Raw genomic sequence first — 20,408 nt, 5'->3', positions numbered from 1 at the left:
CCCATCATGTCTGAGGACCAGGTCGACCGTGAAAAGCCTTCCCCTCCACGTCATTGCCGGCATTTCGGCGACATTCCTGCTGTCGGGATGCGAGCAGCAGGCAGCGGCACAACGCACGCCGCCGCCGGCGGCGAAGCTCGAGGTCAGCGCGCAGACGCTGCGCCCCCAACCGGCGCCGATCACCGCCGAACTGCCCGGCCGGACCAGTGCCTATCTGGTTGCCGAAGTGCGCCCACGGGTCAGCGGCATCATCCAAAAGCGCAATTTCGTCGAGGGCAGTGAAATCAAGGCGGGCGACGTTCTCTACGAGATCGACCCTGCGCCCTTGCAGGCAGCCTACGACACCGCGGCTGCGGCACTCGAGCATGCGCAGGGCGCGGTGCCCAATGCCGAGGCGAAGCTGGAGCGCGCCAAATCGCTGCAAACACAGAAGATCGTCAGCGCCGAGGCACTCGGCGACGCCGAGGTCGCCGCGCTGCAGGCGCGCGCCGATGTCGCGTCGGCGAAAGCGGCAATGGAGACAGCGCGCATCAATCTCGATTACGCGACCATCCGCGCGCCGATCAGCGGACGCATCGACGCCTCGGCCGTCACGGTCGGCGCCCTGGTCACCGCCGATCAGACGACCGCGCTGACGACGATCCGGGAACTCGACCGGATCAAGGTCGATCTCACCCAGTCGAGCATGAACCTTTTGCGGCTGAGGAAAGCGATCGCGCAAGGCCGCATCAAGGCAAGCGGCAATGACATCCCCGTTCAGCTCGAGCTCGAGGATGGCTCGGTCTACAGCCAGCCGGGCGAATTGCAGTTCTCCAACACGGCCGTCGCCGAGACCGTCGGCACGGTGACGTTGAGGGCCGTCTTTCCAAACCCCGACCGCATCCTTTTGCCCGGCATGTATGTTCGCGCCAGCGTCCAGGAGGGCACGGCGATCGATGGCTTCCTGGTGCCGCAGCGCGCCGTCTCGCGCAATGCCAGGGGCGAGCCGGTCGCCAAATTCGTCAACGCCGCCAACAAGATCGAGAGCCGCACGCTGGCTATCGATCGTATCGTCGGCAACAGCTGGTTGGTCAGCCAGGGCATAGCGGATGGCGATCGCATCGTCGTCGAAGGCGGCCAGCGCACCCAGGACGGTCAGGACGTGGCCGTCAGCGCGGTCGTTGTCGACGACGCGACCGGAGAGCTGAGGGCGGACGCCGGCTCCAGGCCGTCGCCTTCCGGCCAGGCAGTGCTCTCGCCAGCCGGCCTGACGACCTCCTCCCTGAATTGAGCTGCACCCATGTCGCGTTTTTTCATCGACCGCCCTGTCTTCGCATGGGTTGTCGCGATCACCATCATGCTGGCGGGCGCGCTGTCGATCACGACGCTGTCGGTGGCGCAATATCCGCAGATCGCGCCGACCACGGTGCGCATCACGGCGACCTATCCGGGCGCCGACGCCCAGACGGTGGAGAACTCGGTGACGAAGGTCATCGAGCAAGGCATGACCGGCATCGACAATCTCGACTATATCGCCTCGACCTCGACCGCGACCGGGCAGACGTCGATCTCTCTGACCTTCACGAACAAGGCCGATCCCGATGTCGCGCAGATGCAGGTGCAGAACAAGCTGCAACTGGTGACGGCACAATTGCCGCAAGTGGTGCAAAACACCGGCATTACCGTGGCCAAGTCGACATCGAATTTCTTCATGGTCGTCGGCTTCGTTTCCACCGACAGCAAGCTGACGCCGAGCGACCTGGCGGACTACATCGACACCAATCTCAACGACACGCTGAAGCGCGTCCCCGGTGTTGGCGACACCCAGCTGTTCGGCGCACGCTACGCCATGCGCATCTGGGTCAATCCCGACGAACTGGCAAAATACCAGCTGATGGTGTCGGATGTCGCCACCGCCATCCAGGCCCAGAACACCCAGGTTTCCGTTGGCCAACTCGGCGCCTTGCCGCAACGCGACGGCCAGCAGCTCAATGCCACCATCACCGCCGGCAGCCGCCTTCAGTCACCGCGGCAGTTTGAAGCGATCATTCTGAAAAGCCAGCCCGACGGCAGCCTGGTGAAGCTGTCCGACGTCGCCAGGGTCGAACTTGGCGCCGAAAGCTACACGACCTCAGGCGTGTTCAACGGCATGCCGGCGGCGGGCCTCGGCATCAGCCTGGCGGGCGACGCCAACGCCATGGACACGGCCGCCGCCGTCCAGTCGACGATCGACAGCTTGCGCTCCACGCTGCCGCCCAACGTGCAGGTCACCTATCCCTACGATACGACGCCCTTCGTCAGACTCTCCATCGAGCAGGTCGTCATGACGCTGTTCGAGGCGATCGTGCTGGTCTTTGTCGTCATGTTCGTCTTCCTGCAGAACATCCGCGCCACGCTCATTCCAACGCTCGCGGTTCCAGTCGTGCTGCTCGGCACGTTCGGCGTGCTTGCCGTCTGCGGCTATTCGATCAACACGCTGACCATGTTCGGCATGGTGCTGGCCATCGGGCTTCTGGTCGATGACGCAATCGTGGTGGTCGAAAATGTCGAGCGCGTCATGGAGGAGGAAAACCTCTCACCACGTCAGGCGACGATCAAGTCGATGCAGGAAATCACCGGCGCGCTCATCGGCATTGCTACCGTGCTGTCGGCGGTGTTCGTGCCGATGGCGTTCTTCTCGGGCTCGGTCGGCGTCATCTATCGCCAGTTCGCGGTGACCATCGTGTCGGCGATGATCCTGTCGGTGATCGTTGCTCTGATCCTGACGCCGGCGCTCTGCGCCACCATCCTGAAAAAGCCGACGCGCGGATCGCGCCAGCGTGGTGTCTTCGGGATCTTCAACCGGGGTTTCGAGCGCGGCACGCAGCTCTACCAGCGCGGCATTCACGGCATGATCCGGCGCTCGTTCGTCTTTCTCGCCATGTTCGTGCTGATCGCGGTGGCCGTCGGCTATCTGTTCAACCGCCTGCCGAGCTCTTTCATTCCGGAGGAGGACCAAGGGCGGCTGATCACGACGATCCAACTGCCTCCAGGTGCTACCGCCGACCGCACGAGACGGGTGCTCGATCAGGTCATGACCTACTTCAACACAAAGGAAAAAGACTACGTCGATGGCGTCTTCGGCAGCGTCGGCTTCAACTTCAGCGGCCAGGGCCAGAACGTCGCCATCGCCTTTGTCGACCTGAAGGATTTTGACTTGCGCACCACGCCGCAATCGAGCGCGCGGGCGATTGCCGGAAGGGCGATGGCCGCCTTCTCCGGGATAAAGGATGGGCGTGTGATCGCGCTGGCGCCGCCCGCGGTTCCCGGCTTCGGCAGCTCCGCCGGTTTCGACCTCTTCATCAAGGACACTGGCGGGGCTGGACATGATGCGCTGATGGCGGCGCGCAACCAGATGCTGGGCATGGCGGCGCAAAGCCCGGTGCTCAGCGGTACAAGGCCGAATGGCCTGGACGATACGCCGCAATACGCCATCACCATCGATCAGGAGAAGGCGAGCGCGCTGAACCTCAGCCTGGCCGATATCAACGACACCATGTCGACCGCATGGGGCGGCACCTATGTGAACGACTTTGTCGACCGCGGCCGCGTCAAGCGCGTCTATGTCCAGGCGGACCGCAATTTCCGCATGCAGCCCGACGATTTCGATCGCTGGTATGTGCGCAATTCCGACGGCGCCATGGTGCCGTTCTCCGCCTTTGCCACCGGCAAATGGACCTACGGCTCGCCACGCCTTGAGCGGTACAATGGCGCCTCGGCCGTCGCGATCCAAGGATCGGCGGCGGCTGGCGCCAGCTCCGGCGACGCCATGAACGAGGTCGACGCGCTGATGGCGCGGCTGCCGCAAGGTTTCAGCCACGAATGGACGAGCCTGTCGGCGCAGGAGAAGCTTTCCGGCAGCCAGGCCATGCAGCTCTATGCGATATCCATACTGGTCGTCTTCCTGGCGCTCGCCGCGCTCTATGAAAGCTGGTCGATCCCCTTCGCGGTCATGCTGGCGGTGCCGATCGGCGTGTTCGGCGCGCTGGCCGCCGCAATGCTTTTCGGCCAGTCCAACGACGTCTATTTCAAGGTCGGCCTGCTGACGACGATCGGGCTCGCCGCCAAGAACGCCATCCTGATCGTCGAATTCGCCATCGACCAGCAGAAGGCCGGCAAGGAACTGGTGGCCGCCACACTCGAAGCCGCCCGTCAGCGGCTGCGGCCGATCCTGATGACGTCGCTCGCCTTCATTCTCGGTGTGCTGCCGCTGGCGATCGCACACGGTCCCGGATCAGGCAGCCAGAATTCGATCGGCATCGGCGTCATGGGCGGGATGATTTCGGCGACCGTGCTTGGTGTGTTCTTCATCCCGTTGCTCTTCGTCACCACCCGCAAGCTGTTCAAGCCTGTGGCGAGAATCGGCCATATCGACGAGCAGCCGGGGCCTGTCGTGGCCGAGCGCTGACCTGGCAATCTCTTCTCGACACAAGCCTGTGCCCTGGTGCGTCCGCTGGACCGCATCAGGGCATTTGCGTTCAATGCCCCGGCCACCGCACCTCCGCCGTCAGCGCGGTTGTCCTCAGCTATGCTGACGCGATGAAGGCGGTGATGCCCTCTGGTACATTTTCATACAATTTCAGCGATTCCGGGCAAACACCTGCGACAGGTCGAGTTTAAATTTCAGAGGTAAGCAGGAAGTCAATCACGGTGATGTGACTGGAAGCCATGAAAAGTTGATCAAAACGGATCAAATATTCCGTTTGAGGCACTGATCGGTGGATCTGCTCGATCAAGGAAAGGAAATACCATGAATAAGCTTGTAACCGCCCTGATGCTCCTCGTCGCAACGACCAGCATCTCTTTCGCCGCGAACCAGAATCCGGATCGTGATCCGACCCGCGGCTTCGCTACCGGCGTCGACAGCCAGACCACTTCTTCCATCAGCCACGCGGCATCCCTGCCGCGCTATGAGATTGCCAAGCAGAACGCGCAGCAGCAGCCCGACAGCGGCCCGGCTGACCGCGCCCCCTGGGCTGGCAATTGATGACGGGATTTTGACCCTCGGAGCAATTCCAGCAAAGCACGAAACGCTTACCTCCCAGGAATTGCACCAGGGGCAAAGGAGCTGGAGCAGTTCACCGCTTCCATCGGCGGTGCACTGCTCCAACCGTTGTTCAGAGCAGGCAAGTCTCGACAAAGCCAATTGCCCGCCCGCCAGAAGGCCGTCTTGCTGTGTTCGCGCCTCTCGCGCTGCAGCTCAACAAAATGGCCGGGAATGGCGCCAGAATCATCAATGTGTCGCCTGTCCGCAGCGATCTGGATGCAGTCTAGAACGCCAGCTGGATGCAAATGCGGCCGGGAACCGACACAGCATTGATGCTCGCCCTGGCACGTTAACTGCACAGCAACGACTGGCACGACGCAGCCTATCTTCAGCGCTACCCGAGCGGCTGGCCGGCGTTCAGAAACTATCTGACGGGCGAGTCGGACGGCCAGCCCAAGAATCCTGACTGGGCGGCCAGCACCTGCGGCACAGGACATACGTGATCTCGCCGCCCTCATGGCGCGGGAACTGGTCATGATCACGGTCTCGTTCGGCGTGCAGAGAGGCGACCATGGCGAGCAGCCGATCTGGGCCGGGATTGCGCTGGCCGCCATGCTGGGCCAGATCGGGCAACCCGGCATCGGATTTGGCTTGCCCTTTTCTCGTCGCATGCGCACGAGGGCCTTCGTCGAGTGGCTTCCACATTGCACTCACCATCAAAGGAACCATTGGTACTCCTTCTCGGAGTACTCGTTCATGAACGCCGCAAGCTCGCGTCGCTTCAGATCGGCGTAAAAGTGAAGATAGTGTCTGCCAAAGTAGCGAGCGAGATCGGTATCGTTTTCGGTAGCCAATAGTGCCTCGGCAAAATTGGCGGGGAACATCGGATCGTCTCCGATGTTGTTGTTTCCAGTCGCCGGTGGTGTCGGCTTCAGTCGGTTTTCGATGCCGTGGATCGCGCCGGCAAGGATGCAGGCCGTGACCAGCAAGGGGTTGGCGTCAGCACCGGCGACACGGTGCTCTATGCGGCTGCTGGCGGGCTCGCCTCTTGGCACACGCAACGCCACCGACCGATTATCGTATCCCCAACTCCTGTTGACCGGTGCGAAGCTTCCAGGTCTGAACCGCCGGAAAGCATTCACGTTAGGCGCGAGAAATGAGAGACTTCCCGGCATGAGCGCTTGCAGGCCCGCGATCGCGTGCTCAAGCTGTGGTGCTGCATGACCCGGGTCAAAAGCGTTGGCGCCTTGGCCATCGAGAAGGCTCATGTGAACATGCATTCCGCTGCCGGGCTGATCGCCAAACGGCTTGGCCATGAACGTGGCTACAACTCCGTGCGCGTCCGCGGCCTTCTTGACGGCCTGTCTCAACAATATTGCATGGTCGGCCGCAAGGATGGGATCGGCGACATGCGAGAGATTGATCTCGAACTGCCCGACGCCCGATTCCGCCGAGACAGCGCGACCCGGAACCCCCATCGCCGCCGCGTAGTCGGCAATTGTGTTGAGCACCCGCGCGTGGTCATCCAACACGTCCACGCCATAATTCTGCGAGCACGTACCACCCGCAAGGTTTCGGAGCGCGACGGGCCGCGGGCTAAATGAGCTGCTTTTTTCCTTTTCGAGCAGGTAGAATTCGAGCTCGAGCGCGACGACCGGCGTATAGCCGAGCGCTCGCATCCGGCGGGCCACATCGTTGAGCAACCGTCTCGGGTCGATATCGAGTGCCATTCCTTCGGAATCGCACATCCCCAGCAACACCTGGGCACTCGGTTGAAGGGCCCATGGTGTTGGCGCGAATGTGGAGCGGATCGGGTAGCAGTAGCCGTCAGGATCGCCGTCACTGATCCCACGTCCACCTCCGTCCAGCGCTTCACCTCTTACCGACAGCGCAAACACTGCCTGCGGCAGGTTCAGCCGGCCTTTTTCGAGCTTCTCGAAATCGGCGCGAGGCAGTCTCTTGCCACGCAAACCTCCATTCGTATCCACGCACAGGGCGTCGATATATTGTAGACCCGCGATCTCATCGCCCATGGCGCGCACCGCAGTGCCAACGATGTGGTTCACTTGGATGCCTCATTGTCTGGTGTGTTCGGAGAAACTTCGGATGTGGAAAGCCAATCGAGGAAGCTGGCGAACAGCTCCGATTGTGCGTTGATGTTGAGCTTGGCGTACAGGTGACGGCGGTGCATTCGGACAGTTTCGACCGAGACGCGCAAAATGTCGGATGCAGATTTTGCCGAATGCCCGCGCAAGATCAGTTTGGCGACATGACGTTCCCTCGGTGACAATGTCTGGCTTCCAAACGTATCGAAGGCTTGCTTGATGTGGTCGGCAACAAGGTGGCGCTGTTGGGCGCGCTCATCCGATACCGGGCCGTGCCGTTCGCCGATCCGCTTTGTGCGGGCGTGCAACAGCAGCATTTGCCTGACCAGAGGTTCGACCGCGCGCAGGAAGTCCAGTTCCTTCGTCGTGAACCGGCTTCCGCTGCGCCCCTGAAAAAAACACAAGGTCAGTTTGGTGGCCGGATCGAGATCGACGACAAAGTAGCAGTCCTCGGAGACGCCATTGGCCGCGTAGAAGCGTTTGTAGTATTCGCTCTTCGTGAAGTTGTCCGGCGCAACCTCCGTCATGGAGTAGAAGCCTTGCGCAATGCCGCCTTGAACCGCGAGGCAGAGCGGATCCAGGAAGTAGCCGAAGTCGAAATACCGGCCGATCAGCCCGGCATGGGTGTTTTCGGGGATACCTTCCTCATAGAGCAAAACGGGTTGTTCGCCTTCGCGCTCAAGAGCGAACTGCACACATTCCAAGGAAAGCACGAGGGAGAGTGCGGCCTTCAACTCGGAAACGAAGCCTTCGGTTCCTGCTGCCGAAAGCGCACTGCCGATACGACTGTACCATTGATGGTCAAAAACCGATGATTGGAGCCTGAGTGCAGCCATTGTGAAATCTCTTTCTCGCTACTTTTAGAGAAAGGCGTCTGGTCGAGTATTCCCTGAAAGGGTGGGTGATTGCATCAAGCTCGATGAGTCATGGTCCGGGCCGATGCGACCTGATGATCCGGTGAGCGGCATTGTAGCCGGGAGCTCCTGAAACGCCGCCCCCGGGGTGGCTGCCGGCTCCCCCGATATAGAGGTTCGCGATAGGCGTCCTGTATTGTGCCGCCTCAGGGTGTGGGCGCATGCTGAACATCTGATCGATACTCAAGGCACCATGATAAACGTCGCCGCGCGTAAGCCCGAAATCACGCTCCAGATCGAGCGGTGAAAGAATCCTACGACCGACAACAATTGAACGCAGACCTGGAATGTACTGTTCGAGGTGGATCAGGATGCTGTCAGCGATATCCTCCTTCAGATCGTCCCAGGATCCCTCCGCAAGATCAAAGGGATAATGCTGGCAAAGCAGGGAGAGAATGTGCCCGCCGGGAGGCGCGAGGCTGGCATCCAGTGCGGAGGGAATTATCGCGTCGATGATAGGTATTTCCGGCACAAAACCATCCCGCGCGCGGAGATAGTTCCGCTCCATTGCGGCAAGGTCGGGCATGAAGCGAATGAATGCCTTGTGATGCCTGGCGACCTGGTTGCCCGGCAACGAGGAGAAGCTAGGGAGTTCGCTGAGCGCGATGTTTATGCGCAGTGTCCCCGATCCCATGCGGTATGATCTGATGTCGGAAGCGAATTCCTCCGGCAGGTGCTCCTCTCCGACCAGTGTGAGAAAGGTTCTCTTGGGATCGGTATTCGCAAGCACGATCCGCGATGCAATACGCGAACCATCTGATAACAGGACACCGCCCGCGCGCCCGTTGGATATCTCGATTTTCTGGACTTCAGCGCTGGTTCTGATCTCCGTGCCACGTTTCTGAGCTGCAAGCGCCAGGGCTTGGGAAATCGTCCCCATTCCGCCCCTGCAAACCGCCCACTCGCCCCGGACACCTTCGAGTTCCCCAATCTTCAGATGAAGAAGGTTGAGCGCACTGCCGGGAGTATGGAGGCTGTTGAAGCTGCCGGCGGTAGCCGATGAAGCATAATATCTCTTGAGGGCGTCACTCTCGAACCAGCGATCGAGGATAGTTGCCGCGCTCGAAGTCATGATCTGGACGAAGAGCTGACGCTCTTCGGCAGATAGTTTTGACAGTCGTCTGGCTGTCCCAAAGGCCCGGAACAGTGTGCCGATCGAGGCCCCGTGGAGTTTAGGCGGTTCGACAAGCATTTCCCGGCGAAGGACGTCGGCAATTTTTTCCAATCGCGCTTCGAACAGCTTTTTCGCGTCGTAATCTTTCTTGGAGAATTTTTCGATTTCGCCTTTGTCCGCAGGGGAACCATCGGTGAGCAGATAGCGGCCATCCAGTTCCGGCCCGAAGCTCGCCTCGATCGGAATCGGGTCATAGCCGTAACGTTTAAGGTCCAGGTCATCGACAACCTCTTGCCGCAGGAGACTGACCACATAGGAGGCCGTTGAGGTGCGGTATCCCGGAGCAATCTCTTCCGTGACGGCCGCCCCCCCAACGAAAGCTCTCCGTTCCAGGACAAGCGTCTTGAAACCAGAGGCACTGAGATAGGCTGCGGCTGTCAGTCCATTGTGACCGCCTCCGACAACGATGACGTCATGCATATTTCACTACCAATCCAAAGCGTTAGGAAAGCTTTTGATCAGCCTTTGGGCGTCCAACGCCGCGGCTCACAAAGACCTTCGGACCATACGGTGGGACGCATGCTCCTCACATTCCCCTTAAGGGGAAGGCGTAACTGCTTGGAGTGTCCTGCAAACATCGAAGGCAAAGAGCAGAACATGCCATCCCCGGAAGAGATCGATAGGCGCGCGGTTGCTCTGCAACAACATCGCCGCAGCCCCGTGGGTTCGATCAAGAAGCAGCGAGCCGCTTGGAGATAGAAACGATCCAGGTCCGCAACTGCGGTCCGAATGGCTTGTCCAGCGCAGCGCGGTCCCAGGCAAGAAAATAGGCCGCAGGCAATTGCACACGCTCGTTGAACGGCACGATTAGCCGGCCGGATGCGATGTCTTCGGCGGCCATGGACAATTGAGCAAGAACGAAGCCTCTACCATTGATCGCGGCGTCTATCGCGGCGCTGGACAGGGAAAAGGCCACTTCGCCGGAAGTCCTTCGATGTGATGCGCCGATCGTCCTGGCCCATTCGGCCCAGCCCGGCGGCGATTGATGGTCGCTTGCCCATTCTATGCCAAGCAGTGGGAAATCGAGGATGTCCGAAGGTCTCTTCACAGGGCGGCTGGCCAGCAGTCCAGGCGCGCAGGCAGGCACCACCCAATCCGTGAACAACTCGGCATAATGATCGAACTCGTGAATCTTGGTGCCGTATGAGATCCGAAAATCCACCTGATCGCTGCCAAAGTGCGGCTCCTGCTCGGCGCCGATCAGGCGCACCGTCGCGCCGGCATGCGCTGTCTGCCAATCCAGAAGCTGTGGCGCCAGCCATTTGCTGGCAAGCGAGGGAAGGCACGAGATCGTCAGCGCGCTTTCCGAGCGCGCCCGCTCGACAATGTGCTGCGCGTCGCGGAGCTTCTCGAATCCGGAAGAAATCGCGGCGTGGTAGGTCCGCCCCCAGGACGTCAGCGCGACGCTTCTGCCGCGGCGTTCGAGCAAGCTGAGCCCGAGCGCATCTTCCGCCTTGCGGATCTGCTGGCTGACTGCACCGACCGAAACACCAAGCTCGACAGCCGCCGCCGTAACGCTGCCGCAACGGCCGAAAGCCTCGAAGGCCTCGATCGCACGGAGGGGGAGCGCGTTCTTCACCTGGGACGATCCTGGGGTCGGTTTTGTTTTAGCATTTCTAAAATAGAACGCAGATGCAAGCCCTTTGTCGTCGCCTGCCCGAAAGCTATCAGTTTGCTGGTCGCAAGCTCGGGAGGACGGCCATGTTTCTTCGCAATTGTTGGTACGTAGCGGCGTGGGACGCGGAGGTCAGCGGTGGGCTCAAGCCTGTGCGCATACTGGGCGAAGACATCGTTCTCTACCGCAAGACCGATGGCGTCGTGGCCGCACTCGAAGATGCCTGTCCGCATCGCAAGCTGCCGTTGTCGATGGGCCGCATCAAGGGCGATACGGTCGAGTGCGGCTATCATGGCTTGACGTTCGACAGCACCGGAACCTGCACCCGCGTGCCCGGGGCCGAAAAGATACCGCATGTGGCCTGTGTGCGTTCCTATCCGATCGCCGAACGTTATGGCTTGCTCTGGGTCTGGATGGGCGAGATGCAGAAGGCCGATCCCGCGCGGATCTTCGAAGTCGAGCACTGGGGGGATCCGGCATGGGGCGTCAATCGCGGCGAGTCCATGACGCTTGATTGCAACTACCTCTACATGACCGACAATCTGCTGGACCCCTCGCATGTCTCCTGGGTCCATCAGTCATCGTTTGGCGGTGTTCAGGCGATGGAGGATGCGCCGCTCGAAACAACCGTGGGTGAGAACGGGGTGACCGTCTGGCGTTGGATGGTCGATGTCGAGCCAGCACCGTTCTACGCGCCGTTCCTGAAATTCTCGGGCCATTGCGACCGCAAGCAGCACTATGAGGTGCGCTACCCCAGCAACGCCATCATCAAGGCGATTTTCGTGCCCGCCCGTACCGGCGGCGAAGGCAAGCCATATCACGACGACGTCTTCCTGATGGACAGCTACAATTTCATGACGCCGGTCGATGAGAACCAGACGAAATACTACTGGTTCCAGATGCGCAACTTCGCGCCCGACGACCAGGAGGTCTCGCGCCAGTTCGCCTCTTCGGTGCGCGGGGCATTCGACGAGGATCGCGCTGTCTTGAATGCCGTGCACAAGGGCATGGCCAACAAACGGACACCCAATCTCGATCTCAAGATCGATGTCGGCCCGATGCGCTTCCGTCGCAATCTTTCAAAACTGATTGCCGCCGAGAACCAGCAATTGGCCGCGGCCGAATGAGCTCACTGTCAGCCCGCGCAAGTGTCGGACGAAGCGGGTTTCGCGACCTGAAGGTCGTCGCGAAGGTGAAGGAAAACGCGATCATCACATCATTTCTCCTCGAGCCGGTGCAGGCGCAGGGCTGGCGTCCCTACCAGCCCGGGCAGTTCCTGGTGTTCCGCATTCCCGTGTCTGAGGAAACGGCGGGTGCGAAGGAATACGTCCTGCGAAACTACAGCGTTTCCGGTTCGTCGAGCGTTGTCGGCACGTATCGTATCAGCGTCAAACGAGAGGCGGCGCCCGCTCCGGGGCTTCCCGTGGGGGTCAGCTCCTGCTTCCTGCACGACAAGGTCGAGGTGGGCGATGTCCTGTCGGCCGAGGGTCCGCGCGGCGACTTCGTTCTCGACATGGGCAGTGACCGGCCCGTCGTCCTGGTCAGCGGCGGCGTCGGCCTGACGCCGATGGTGTCGATGCTGCATGCGCTTGCTTCGACACCGGATCGCCGCGTGGTCTTTATCCACGCATGCGAGAACGGCGACGTTCATGCCTTGCGGGAAGAGGTGTTGGCCCTGGCGGCTACGCGGCCCGGAATCACGGTTCACTTCTGCTACCGCTACCCGACGGAGCGCGACGGATCGGACCGGAAATTTCACAGCGAGGGCGTGGTCTCGCGCGAAATGCTCCAGCGTCTTTTGCCGCTCGACGACTACGACTTCTATCTGTGCGGCCCGCCGCCCTTCATGCAGGCTGTCTATGCCACCGTGCGGGTACTTGGCGTGCCGAAGACGCGCATCGCCTACGAGTTTTTCGGACCGGCCACTGTGCTCGATATCGCGCCGCCCACTGTCACCGCCCCGCCAAAGGTGGAGATTGCGGCCGACGACAAAGCGGTTGTGGTCGAGTTCCGGAAATCGGGGGTCAAGGCGGCATGGGACGGTGTCTCATCCCTGCTCGAATTCGCCGAGGAACAAGGCCTCGAACCGGAGTTCAGCTGCCGCGCCGGCGTCTGTTCCACGTGCAAATCTCGGCTGATCGACGGTGAGGTCAGCTATTTCGAAGAACCGCTCGATGAGCTTGAGCCGGGTGAAGTGCTGCTGTGCTGCTCCAGGCCGCGCGGGTCGGTCGTCCTGGATATCTGATGGATGGCATTCCGCCAAAAGGACGTATCGGGAAGGAGGTCGAGGTTGGAAAGTTCGAGCGGACCAAGGTCAAAGCTTCTCTTCAATCCGTACATTGCGGCCTTGCCTCCCTACAATGCGGGCATGAACATCGCGGTGGCGCGCACGCTCAGCGGACGCGACGACATCGCCCGGCTGGCCAGCAACGAAAACCCCGACGGCTGTTCTCCCAATGTGATGAAGGCGCTGGCATCGCCGTCGTTCGAGCCATGGCGCTATGCCGATCCGGCCTGCACGGCATTGCGAGCGGCCCTTGGCGAGAAGGTCGCGGTTGACCCCGGTCTGATCGTTGCCGGCAACGGATCGGAGGAAATGATCGCCGCGATCTCCCGCGCCGTGCTGTCGCCGGGCGCCCGTGTGGTCACGACGGTGCCGAGCTTCGGCCTGCACGAGATAGAGCCCCTGGCGGTCGGCGCCGAGGTGATCAAGATCCCCATGACCGCCGAGATGGGATTTGATCTTGGCGCACTCGAAACCGCGATTGCGGCAGTACCGCGGATCGTCTTCCTCTCCTCGCCCTGGAACCCCGTGGGGCCAGGGCTCGACCATGCCGCCTTGCAACTCCTGATCGCGGCCGTTCGCCCCGGCACGCTTTTCGTTCTCGACGAGGCCTATTTCGAATTCTCCGATCCAGGCGCGCCTGATGGCATTGAAATCTTGCGGGACAGCGGCATCGACTATGTCGTCCTGCGCACATTCTCGAAAGCCTATGGTCTGGCCGGGCTGCGCGTAGGCTATGCCCTGTGTTCCAGCCCCGAGCTTGCAGGCGTCATCGGCGCCGCGAAGACGCCTTTCAATGTCAACGGCGCTGCGCAGATCGCCGCCATCGCCGCGCTGGCCGACGACGACTGGATGAAAGCGTCGGCCAATCGTGTGCGAACGGAGCGGGAGCGTGTCGCGGCCGCACTCGCCGCACTTGGCTTTCAGGTTGCGCCGTCGCAGACCAATTTCCTTTTCTTCGGCTGCAACGGCGACAGTGCGCGTCTGGCGGCCTCCCTGCTCGGCCAGGGGATCATCGTCAAGGCGTGGCGCGAGAGCGGCTATGAACATTATCTGCGCGTCACCATCGGCTCGCCTGCCGACAATGACCGTCTGATCGCAGCGCTTCAGGAGCTTGCAGGCCAATGAAAGCCGCCGCTGTCGCAGGCCGGGACGAACCATCTGGAGTGGTCTCATCAATGAATAGCCCCACGGTGAAACTTCATGGAACGGACCCACTCGCCGAAACCGTAAGCCGTGTCGAAGAGCCCACGACGCGGCACGATCATGCGGTGCAGCCATACGCCGCCACCTTCTCGACGATGCGTGACAGGTTTCGCAAGTCGGCGCAGCGCGCGGGCGCGGAATTGTATGAGTATTTGCATCCGCTGCATGGGCCGGACGGTGAGGTCTTGGCGACCGACGTCGCGCTGCTAGGGCGTCGCGACGCGCAGAAATTGATCGTGCTTGTTTCCGGTACCCATGGCGTGGAGGGCGCGTTCGGCTCAGCCTGCCAGACCGCCTGGCTCAGCCAGAAAGGTTCTTGGAAGCTGGACGCGGAAACGGCCGTGCTGGCGATCCATCTTATCAACCCCTGGGGGACGGCGTGGTCGCGACGCGTCAACGAGGACAATGTCGACCTCAACCGCAATTTTGTCGACTGGTCCGCGACCCCGCCTGAGAATAACAGCTATGCCGGACTGCACGGCATATTGACGTGCAGGGAATGGGAAGGACCGGAGCGCGTCGCCGCTGACGAGAAACTGCTCGCCACCAGAAAAAAACTCGGTCAGACCGGGTTGGCGGCGATTGTCGAGGCCGGTCAATACGAATTTGCCGACGGACTTTTCTATGGCGGCGCCGGTCCCGTCTGGTCGAACCGGACGTTGATCGACATCCTGTCGACCTTTGCCGCCGGCGCGCGCCATGCCGTCGTCTTCGACCTGCACACGGGTGCCGGACCCTACGCCTATCCAGCACTGCTTTCGGTTGCCAGTTCCGAGCATCCCGGCATGGCTTGGGGCAAGTCCGTTTTCGGACCGGCGCTCGCCACGGTGCTCACCGGATCCAATGCGACGACCGGCACCGGCATCGCCGCAACCGCGACCGGCTATGTCTCTGAAGCCGTCGTCAGGGCTTTGCCTAATGCGCGGGTGCTGCCGCTCGTCGTGGAATGTGGCACGCTGGACGGAGCTTCCGTCATGGATGCCGTCCAGGCTGACAACTGGCTGCATCTTTTCGGCAGGATCGATTCCGCCATCGGCAAGCGGATCAAGGCAGCGTTGCGCGTTGCTTTCATCCCTGAAGATCCGGATTGGCAGCGGACCTGCCTGTCCACCAGCCTGCGATACTTCGATCGGGCGCTAACCGAACTGCGGACAATCGAAGTGCCGACAACCAAGCTGAGCCAGAGCGGGCAGACGCCGCCGGCCCGCTGCGCGGCAGCGAATCATACCCCAGCGGCCACGACACCAGCGGTGCAGATCGAGGACTTGCACAAGAGCTTCGGCTCCCTGTTGGTGTTGAAAGGCGTCAACCTCGCCGCTCATGCCGGCGAGGTGATTTCGATGATCGGCTCGTCCGGCTCGGGCAAGAGCACGTTCCTGCGCTGCATCAACCTGTTGGAACAGCCGGATGGCGGCAAGGTCGCCATCGATGGCGAACTCATCAAGATGAAGCAGTTGTCGAACGGCCGTGCCGGACCGGCCGACATGGCCCAGGTCGAGCGCATTCGCGCCCGCGTCGGCATGGTGTTTCAGAGCTTCAATCTGTGGCCGCACATGACGGTGCTGGAGAACATCATCGAGGCGCCACGGCATGTCCTGAAGGAGCCGCGCGAGAAGGCTGTCGACCACGCTCACGCCTTGTTGAAGAAGGTCGGGCTTTCCGACAAGCACGCGCATTATCCCGGCCAGTTGTCCGGAGGCCAGCAGCAGCGCGCCGCGATCGCCCGCACGCTGGCGATGCGGCCCAAGGTCATCCTGTTCGACGAACCGACATCGGCGCTCGACCCCGAACTGGTCGGCGAGGTGCTGCGGGTGATCCGTCAGCTGGCCGAGGAAGGCAACACCATGATCCTCGTGACGCACGAGATGCAGTTCGCGCGCGAGGTCTCACACAAGATTCTGTTTCTCCACCAGGGAAAGGTGGAGGAGGAGGGCGCGCCGGCGGAGTTGTTTGGCAGTCCGCGTTCAGAGCGTCTGCGCCAGTTCCTGGCCCGGACGCTGTGACACCCTCGAAGCCTCCCTTTGGCGCCGGGAGGTCATAGCAATGAAACTCAAAAAAGGGGAACTGACCATGAAACTGAAAGTCCTGTCGTTGCTCGCATGTCTAATCGCGAGCACAGGAAGCGTGCTCGCCGCGGACGGTGAGCTGTCCATCGGCACGGAGGGTGCCTATCCGCCATGGAGCATGTCCGATGCCAATGGCAACGTCACCGGCTTCGACGCCGATGTCGGCGCGTTGCTCTGCGCCAAGCTCGAGCTGAAATGCCATTTCGTCGTGCAGGCTTTCGATGGCCTGATCCCGGCGCTGAAGGCCAAGCGTTTCGATGTCATCATCTCGGGGATGTCGATCACCGCCGACCGCAAGAAGGAGATCAATTTCAGCGTCGGTTACGCCGAACTCGCCAACATGTTCGTCGCCCCGAAAGGCTCGGATCTTGCGGGCATCACCGATGTCGACACGCTGCTCAAATCCCTGGCCGGCAAGAAGGTCGGCGTGCAGGCCGGCACGACCCACGCGCATTTCCTCGAGAAGCGTGCGCCGGATGCTGACCTGAAGACCTACGACACGCTTGACCAGATGCAGATCGACCTTGCCAGCGGCCGCATCGACACGGCCTTCGCCGATCAATCCGCATTGCAGGACTTCCTGGACAAGCCCGATGGCAAGAATTTTCAGCTCGTCAACGTGCAGATCAAAAGCAGCTCCGATGCCACGCTCGGCGAGGGGATCGGCGTCGGCATCGCGCAGGAGAACACCGAACTCAAGGGCAAGATCGACAAGGCGCTGTGCGAACTGATCGCTGATGGCTCGGTCGGCAAGGCCAGCCAGAAATGGTTCAAGACTGACATCTCCAGGCCTTGCAACTGACGTTGTTCAACGTGGCATCGCATGCGCCGGGCCGGCGCATGCGGCCGTCTCCTTCACCCTTGGGAACAGAGCAACACAGATGGAATTCGGTCTCTGGCAGATTTGGGACGCTGGTTGGGTAGGCGCTATCCTGCGCGGTGCCGCGGTGACGATCGCGGTCGGCTTGCTCAGCATGGTCGCCGGCCTGCTGATCGGCATTGCCTGCGGCCTCATCAAATGGGCAAGGATATTTCCATTGTCGCTGCTTGTGGATGGGTACACGTCCGTGGTGCGAGGCGTTCCCGAACTGCTCGTCATCTACCTGCTGTTTTTCAGCTCGGTTGAGTTCGTGACCAAGGTCATCACTGCTTTCGGTTACGCCGGGCTGGCGGAAAGTGGCTACGCGTTCGTCATCGCGGTGATCGCCATCGGCGCGATCTCGGGCGCCTACTCGACCGAGGTCATCCGGGGTGCGTTGGCGTCGATACCCAGCGGACACATCGAGGCCGCGCGCGCGCTCGGTCTGCCCGGCAGCCGTATCTTCCGCCGCATCATCGCCCCGCAGATGCTGCGCATTGCGGTTCCCGGCATCAACAATGTCTGGCAGACCACGGTCAAGGACACGGCGCTGGTGTCCGTGGTCGGGCTTCAGGAGCTTATGCGCACCTCCTACATCGGCGCGAACTCAACCCGTCATCCCTTCATCTTTTATCTGATCGCGGCAGTCGTCTATCTGGTGATCACGCTTGTCAGCCAGGCCGGCTTCGATGGCATGGAGCGCCTGCTTCGGTTGCGGGCGCGGAGATAGGTCATGGAACTCATCCAACTTGCGGTTCCGGTTCTTCTCAAGGGCCTGTGGGTCACCGCCGCGCTGACACTGGTCTCGGTGCTGATAGGCTTCAATCTGGGCCTGGGATTGGCGCTGATGCGGCTGTCGTCCAATCGTTTCGCGATCGGCTTTGCCAAGTACTACAGCAATGTCTTTCGTGGCACGCCGCTGCTGGTTCAGATATTCATCTTCTACTACGGGCTTGGCGAGGTCAGCCTGATCAGGAACAACGCCGTCCTGTGGTGGGTGATCAGCGATGGTTCGCGCTGTGCCGTGCTGGCGCTGGCGCTCAACACCGCGGCCTACACATCCGAAATCTTGCGCGGCGGGCTGATGTCGGTCCCGGCGGGCCTGGTCGAGGCAGCCCAGGCTTGCGGCATGTCGCGGCTCCTGCGCTTTCGCCGCATCGAGTTCCCGCTGGCCATCCGCCAAGCGCTCCCGGCCTATGGCAACGAGCTCATTCTCGTGGTCAAGGGCACAAGCCTGGCTTCTACCATCACCGTGTTGGAAATCACCGGCTATGCCAAGCGACTGATGAGTCAGACCTACGCGATCTTCGAAATCTTCGCGATCGCCGGAATGTTGTATCTGGTCGTCAATCTGTTGCTGGTCGCGGCTGTCCGCTCGATCGAGCGATATCTCATGAGACACGAAGCACGGGCCCGGCAAGGCGTATCCACACCGCTTCTGGACGGAACAGTGACGGTTTAGCGGACCAACCTCAACGCGGCGGCCACTATGGCGATTGATTGTGAAGCGGAATCACATTTAAATTCGATTGTGACCGTACTTTTCGAGGCGGCTTGCGCGCTATATTTCACGCGACGATCCAAGAAGCTGATCTTCGCCATCTGTCATGCGACGATGAAGGGCCTGGGCAGATGTCGAGCGCCGCCCAGGCCCTCCGGTTCAATTGAGATTTTGCCCCATCAGGGCAAAGCGAGCCGGATCGGCTTTCTCCAACCGCAAGGCCAGCACATATCCAACCACGGCGGCGGCAGGGATCAGCGCCGGCAGGATGATGCCGAGCGCGCCGCCGGTGGTGCCGGTGAGGTCGCCGAAATGCAGGAAGATGTAGACGAAAAGCGCCGCCATGATCAGGCCCGACACGGCAGGCAGGATAACAGTCGACACGGCTGAAGCCTCTCCCTGTTTCCTGCGGAAGAATGCGATCACCGCGAGCGAGGTGACCGTCATCATGCCGAGCACGCCGAGCGTGCCGACCTGGCTGACCCAGGTGAACATGTTGAGCACCGGATCGAGATGCAGGCCGGCGAAGATGGCGAGCACGACCAGCGCGCCGACCGTCTGGGCGACCGAGCCGATATGCGGGCTCTGGTGCGCGTCATGGGTGCGGCCGAAGGCGGCCGGCAGCAGGCCCTCGCGCCCTGCCACGTAGCTGTATCTTGCAATGTAGTTGTGGAAGGCCGAAAGCGCGGCGAAGAGGCTCGACACCAGAAGAATGCCGGCGATCGTCGGCACCGGGCCGCCGACATAACGTCCCGCCAGATCGAAGAACAGCGCCGAAGGGTCGCCATAGCCCTGGATGGTCGGCACCAGCTTGTCGGCGCCTATGCCGACGATCATCAGCCAGGTGGTGAAAACGAAGAAGATGCCGATCATCAGCACCGAGAGATAGGTGGCGCGCGGAATGGTCTTTTCGGGTTCGCGCGCCTCCTCGGCATAGATCGTCGTCGCTTCGAAGCCGATGAAGGAGCCCAGGCAAAACAGGGTGGCGGCGGTCAGCGAGCCCGAGAAGATGGCGGTGGGGTCGAACACGTTCAGCGCCAGGCCGTGGTCGCCGCCCTTGCTGAGGATGGCGAAATCGACGATCAGCACGATCAGGTATTCAAGCGCCACGGCCACCACCAGAACCTTCGCCGACAGGTCCACCTGCCGGTAGCCCAGTATGCCGACCAGGATGATGGCGAGCAGGCTCCAACCCCACCAGGGCAAGGTCAGCCCGAGCTCGCCGAAGACGCCGGCAGCGATGCCGCCGAGCAGGCCGATCAATCCGAATTGCATGGCGTTGTAGGCGACCAGCGCCACGACGGCGACGGCGCCGGCGGTGCGCCCGCCAAGCCCGCGCGCGGCATAGGCGTAGAAGGCGCCGGCATTGGTGACATGCCGCGACATCGCGACATAGCCGGCCGAGAAGGCGAGCATGACAAGTGTCACGAAGATGAAGGTTGCCGGAATGCCGGCGCCGTTGCCCAGCATGAAGGCCAGCGGCATTGCGCCGGCCACGCCGGTAAGCGGGGCTGCGGCCGAGATCACCATGAAGGTGACGGCGATCAGGCCAAGCGAATTCCTGCGAAGTTGATTGCTGCCTGCGGTGCTCATTTGTGTCGTTCTCCCTCTGTGTTCCCCATGGCCGATCGACCGGTCCATTGTTGGTTGGTGTCTGTTGCGTGAGGCCGTTCCGTCCG

15 protein-coding genes are annotated in these 20,408 nt (G+C 61.6%); 10 read left to right on the top strand and 5 right to left on the bottom strand.

Annotated features, from left to right (window positions below; genetic code table 11):
- Positions 1-28 precede the first annotated feature (28 nt).
- The 3 genes from FFS37_RS14240 (at position 29) to FFS37_RS14230 (ending at position 5,005) form a co-directional block, all read left to right on the top strand.
- A complete protein-coding gene (locus FFS37_RS14240; protein WP_137931595.1) occupies positions 29-1,270 on the top strand; it encodes an efflux RND transporter periplasmic adaptor subunit in 1,242 nt (413 codons plus the stop codon).
- A 9-nt stretch (positions 1,271-1,279) separates the two neighbouring features.
- On the top strand, positions 1,280-4,426 hold the full coding sequence (locus FFS37_RS14235) for an efflux RND transporter permease subunit (protein WP_137931594.1): 3,147 nt from the start codon (positions 1,280-1,282) through the stop codon (positions 4,424-4,426).
- Between the two features lie 342 nt (positions 4,427-4,768).
- Complete coding sequence (locus tag FFS37_RS14230) at positions 4,769-5,005, top strand: hypothetical protein (protein WP_137931593.1); 237 nt, start codon at positions 4,769-4,771, stop codon at positions 5,003-5,005.
- 716 nt (positions 5,006-5,721) lie between these two features.
- On the opposite strand, the gene FFS37_RS14220 is transcribed toward FFS37_RS14230, so the two are convergent.
- The 4 genes from FFS37_RS14220 to FFS37_RS14205 all read right to left on the bottom strand — a co-directional run bounded on the left by FFS37_RS14220 (position 5,722) and on the right by FFS37_RS14205 (position 10,777).
- Positions 5,722-7,071, bottom strand: coding sequence for a glutamine synthetase family protein (locus FFS37_RS14220; protein WP_137931591.1), 1,350 nt, complete (start codon positions 7,069-7,071; stop codon positions 5,722-5,724).
- On the bottom strand, positions 7,068-7,946 hold the full coding sequence (locus FFS37_RS14215; protein ID WP_137931590.1) for a helix-turn-helix transcriptional regulator: 879 nt from the start codon (positions 7,944-7,946) through the stop codon (positions 7,068-7,070). The genes FFS37_RS14220 and FFS37_RS14215 overlap by 4 nt, the downstream gene beginning before the upstream one ends.
- An 88-nt stretch (positions 7,947-8,034) precedes the next feature.
- Positions 8,035-9,618 (bottom strand): phytoene desaturase family protein, encoded by a 1,584-nt coding sequence (locus FFS37_RS14210; RefSeq protein ID WP_137931589.1) that lies wholly within the window; start codon positions 9,616-9,618, stop codon positions 8,035-8,037.
- A gap of 250 nt (positions 9,619-9,868) precedes the next feature.
- Positions 9,869-10,777, bottom strand: a complete 909-nt coding sequence (locus tag FFS37_RS14205; RefSeq protein WP_137931588.1) for a LysR substrate-binding domain-containing protein — start codon at positions 10,775-10,777, stop codon at positions 9,869-9,871.
- A gap of 122 nt (positions 10,778-10,899) precedes the next feature.
- On the opposite strand from FFS37_RS14205, the gene FFS37_RS14200 reads away from it, so the two are divergent.
- From FFS37_RS14200 to FFS37_RS14170, 7 genes are all read left to right on the top strand, one after another.
- Positions 10,900-11,940: an aromatic ring-hydroxylating dioxygenase subunit alpha gene (locus tag FFS37_RS14200; RefSeq protein ID WP_137931587.1), complete on the top strand. Its 1,041-nt coding sequence runs from the start codon at positions 10,900-10,902 to the stop codon at positions 11,938-11,940.
- A gap of 65 nt (positions 11,941-12,005) precedes the next feature.
- A complete protein-coding gene (locus tag FFS37_RS14195; protein ID WP_332311479.1) occupies positions 12,006-13,058 on the top strand; it encodes a 2Fe-2S iron-sulfur cluster-binding protein in 1,053 nt (350 codons plus the stop codon).
- Positions 13,059-13,103: 45 nt separating this feature from the next.
- The gene (hisC, locus tag FFS37_RS14190) at positions 13,104-14,225 is read left to right on the top strand and encodes a histidinol-phosphate transaminase (protein WP_269750875.1); all 1,122 of its coding nucleotides are present in this window, start codon (positions 13,104-13,106) and stop codon (positions 14,223-14,225) included.
- 50 nt (positions 14,226-14,275) lie between these two features.
- Positions 14,276-16,306: a DUF2817 domain-containing protein gene (locus FFS37_RS36440; RefSeq protein WP_137931584.1), complete on the top strand. Its 2,031-nt coding sequence runs from the start codon at positions 14,276-14,278 to the stop codon at positions 16,304-16,306.
- A 67-nt stretch (positions 16,307-16,373) separates the two neighbouring features.
- Positions 16,374-17,171 (top strand): transporter substrate-binding domain-containing protein, encoded by a 798-nt coding sequence (locus FFS37_RS14180; RefSeq protein ID WP_137931803.1) that lies wholly within the window; start codon positions 16,374-16,376, stop codon positions 17,169-17,171.
- A 79-nt stretch (positions 17,172-17,250) separates the two neighbouring features.
- Complete coding sequence (locus tag FFS37_RS14175) at positions 17,251-17,958, top strand: ABC transporter permease (protein WP_137931583.1); 708 nt, start codon at positions 17,251-17,253, stop codon at positions 17,956-17,958.
- A 3-nt stretch (positions 17,959-17,961) separates the two neighbouring features.
- A complete protein-coding gene (locus FFS37_RS14170; RefSeq protein ID WP_137931582.1) occupies positions 17,962-18,690 on the top strand; it encodes an ABC transporter permease in 729 nt (242 codons plus the stop codon).
- Positions 18,691-18,888: 198 nt separating this feature from the next.
- On the opposite strand, the gene FFS37_RS14165 is transcribed toward FFS37_RS14170, so the two are convergent.
- The gene (locus FFS37_RS14165) at positions 18,889-20,322 is read right to left on the bottom strand and encodes an APC family permease (RefSeq protein ID WP_137931581.1); all 1,434 of its coding nucleotides are present in this window, start codon (positions 20,320-20,322) and stop codon (positions 18,889-18,891) included.
- Between the last annotated feature and the right edge of the window lie 86 nt (positions 20,323-20,408).

Origin of the sequence: Mesorhizobium comanense (assembly GCF_005503535.1) — a bacterium.
Classification (GTDB): domain Bacteria; phylum Pseudomonadota; class Alphaproteobacteria; order Rhizobiales; family Rhizobiaceae; genus Mesorhizobium; species Mesorhizobium comanense.
The sequence above is the reverse complement of the archived record's forward strand: the minus strand, read 5'-3'. Positions and strand labels throughout refer to the sequence as shown.

Excerpts from the sequence above, each read along its gene's own strand:
- FFS37_RS14215 (WP_137931590.1), bottom strand. The coding sequence starts at position 7,946 with ATGGCTGCACTCAGGCTCCAATCATCGGTTTTTGACCATCAATGGTAC.
- FFS37_RS14180 (WP_137931803.1), top strand. The coding sequence starts at position 16,374 with ATGAAACTGAAAGTCCTGTCGTTGCTCGCATGTCTAATCGCGAGCACA.
- FFS37_RS14210 (WP_137931589.1), bottom strand. The coding sequence starts at position 9,618 with ATGCATGACGTCATCGTTGTCGGAGGCGGTCACAATGGACTGACAGCC.
- FFS37_RS14175 (WP_137931583.1), top strand. The coding sequence starts at position 17,251 with ATGGAATTCGGTCTCTGGCAGATTTGGGACGCTGGTTGGGTAGGCGCT.
- FFS37_RS14200 (WP_137931587.1), top strand. The coding sequence starts at position 10,900 with ATGTTTCTTCGCAATTGTTGGTACGTAGCGGCGTGGGACGCGGAGGTC.
- FFS37_RS36440 (WP_137931584.1), top strand. The coding sequence starts at position 14,276 with ATGAATAGCCCCACGGTGAAACTTCATGGAACGGACCCACTCGCCGAA.
- FFS37_RS14235 (WP_137931594.1), top strand. The coding sequence starts at position 1,280 with ATGTCGCGTTTTTTCATCGACCGCCCTGTCTTCGCATGGGTTGTCGCG.
- FFS37_RS14170 (WP_137931582.1), top strand. The coding sequence starts at position 17,962 with ATGGAACTCATCCAACTTGCGGTTCCGGTTCTTCTCAAGGGCCTGTGG.
- FFS37_RS14230 (WP_137931593.1), top strand. The coding sequence starts at position 4,769 with ATGAATAAGCTTGTAACCGCCCTGATGCTCCTCGTCGCAACGACCAGC.
- FFS37_RS14165 (WP_137931581.1), bottom strand. The coding sequence starts at position 20,322 with ATGAGCACCGCAGGCAGCAATCAACTTCGCAGGAATTCGCTTGGCCTG.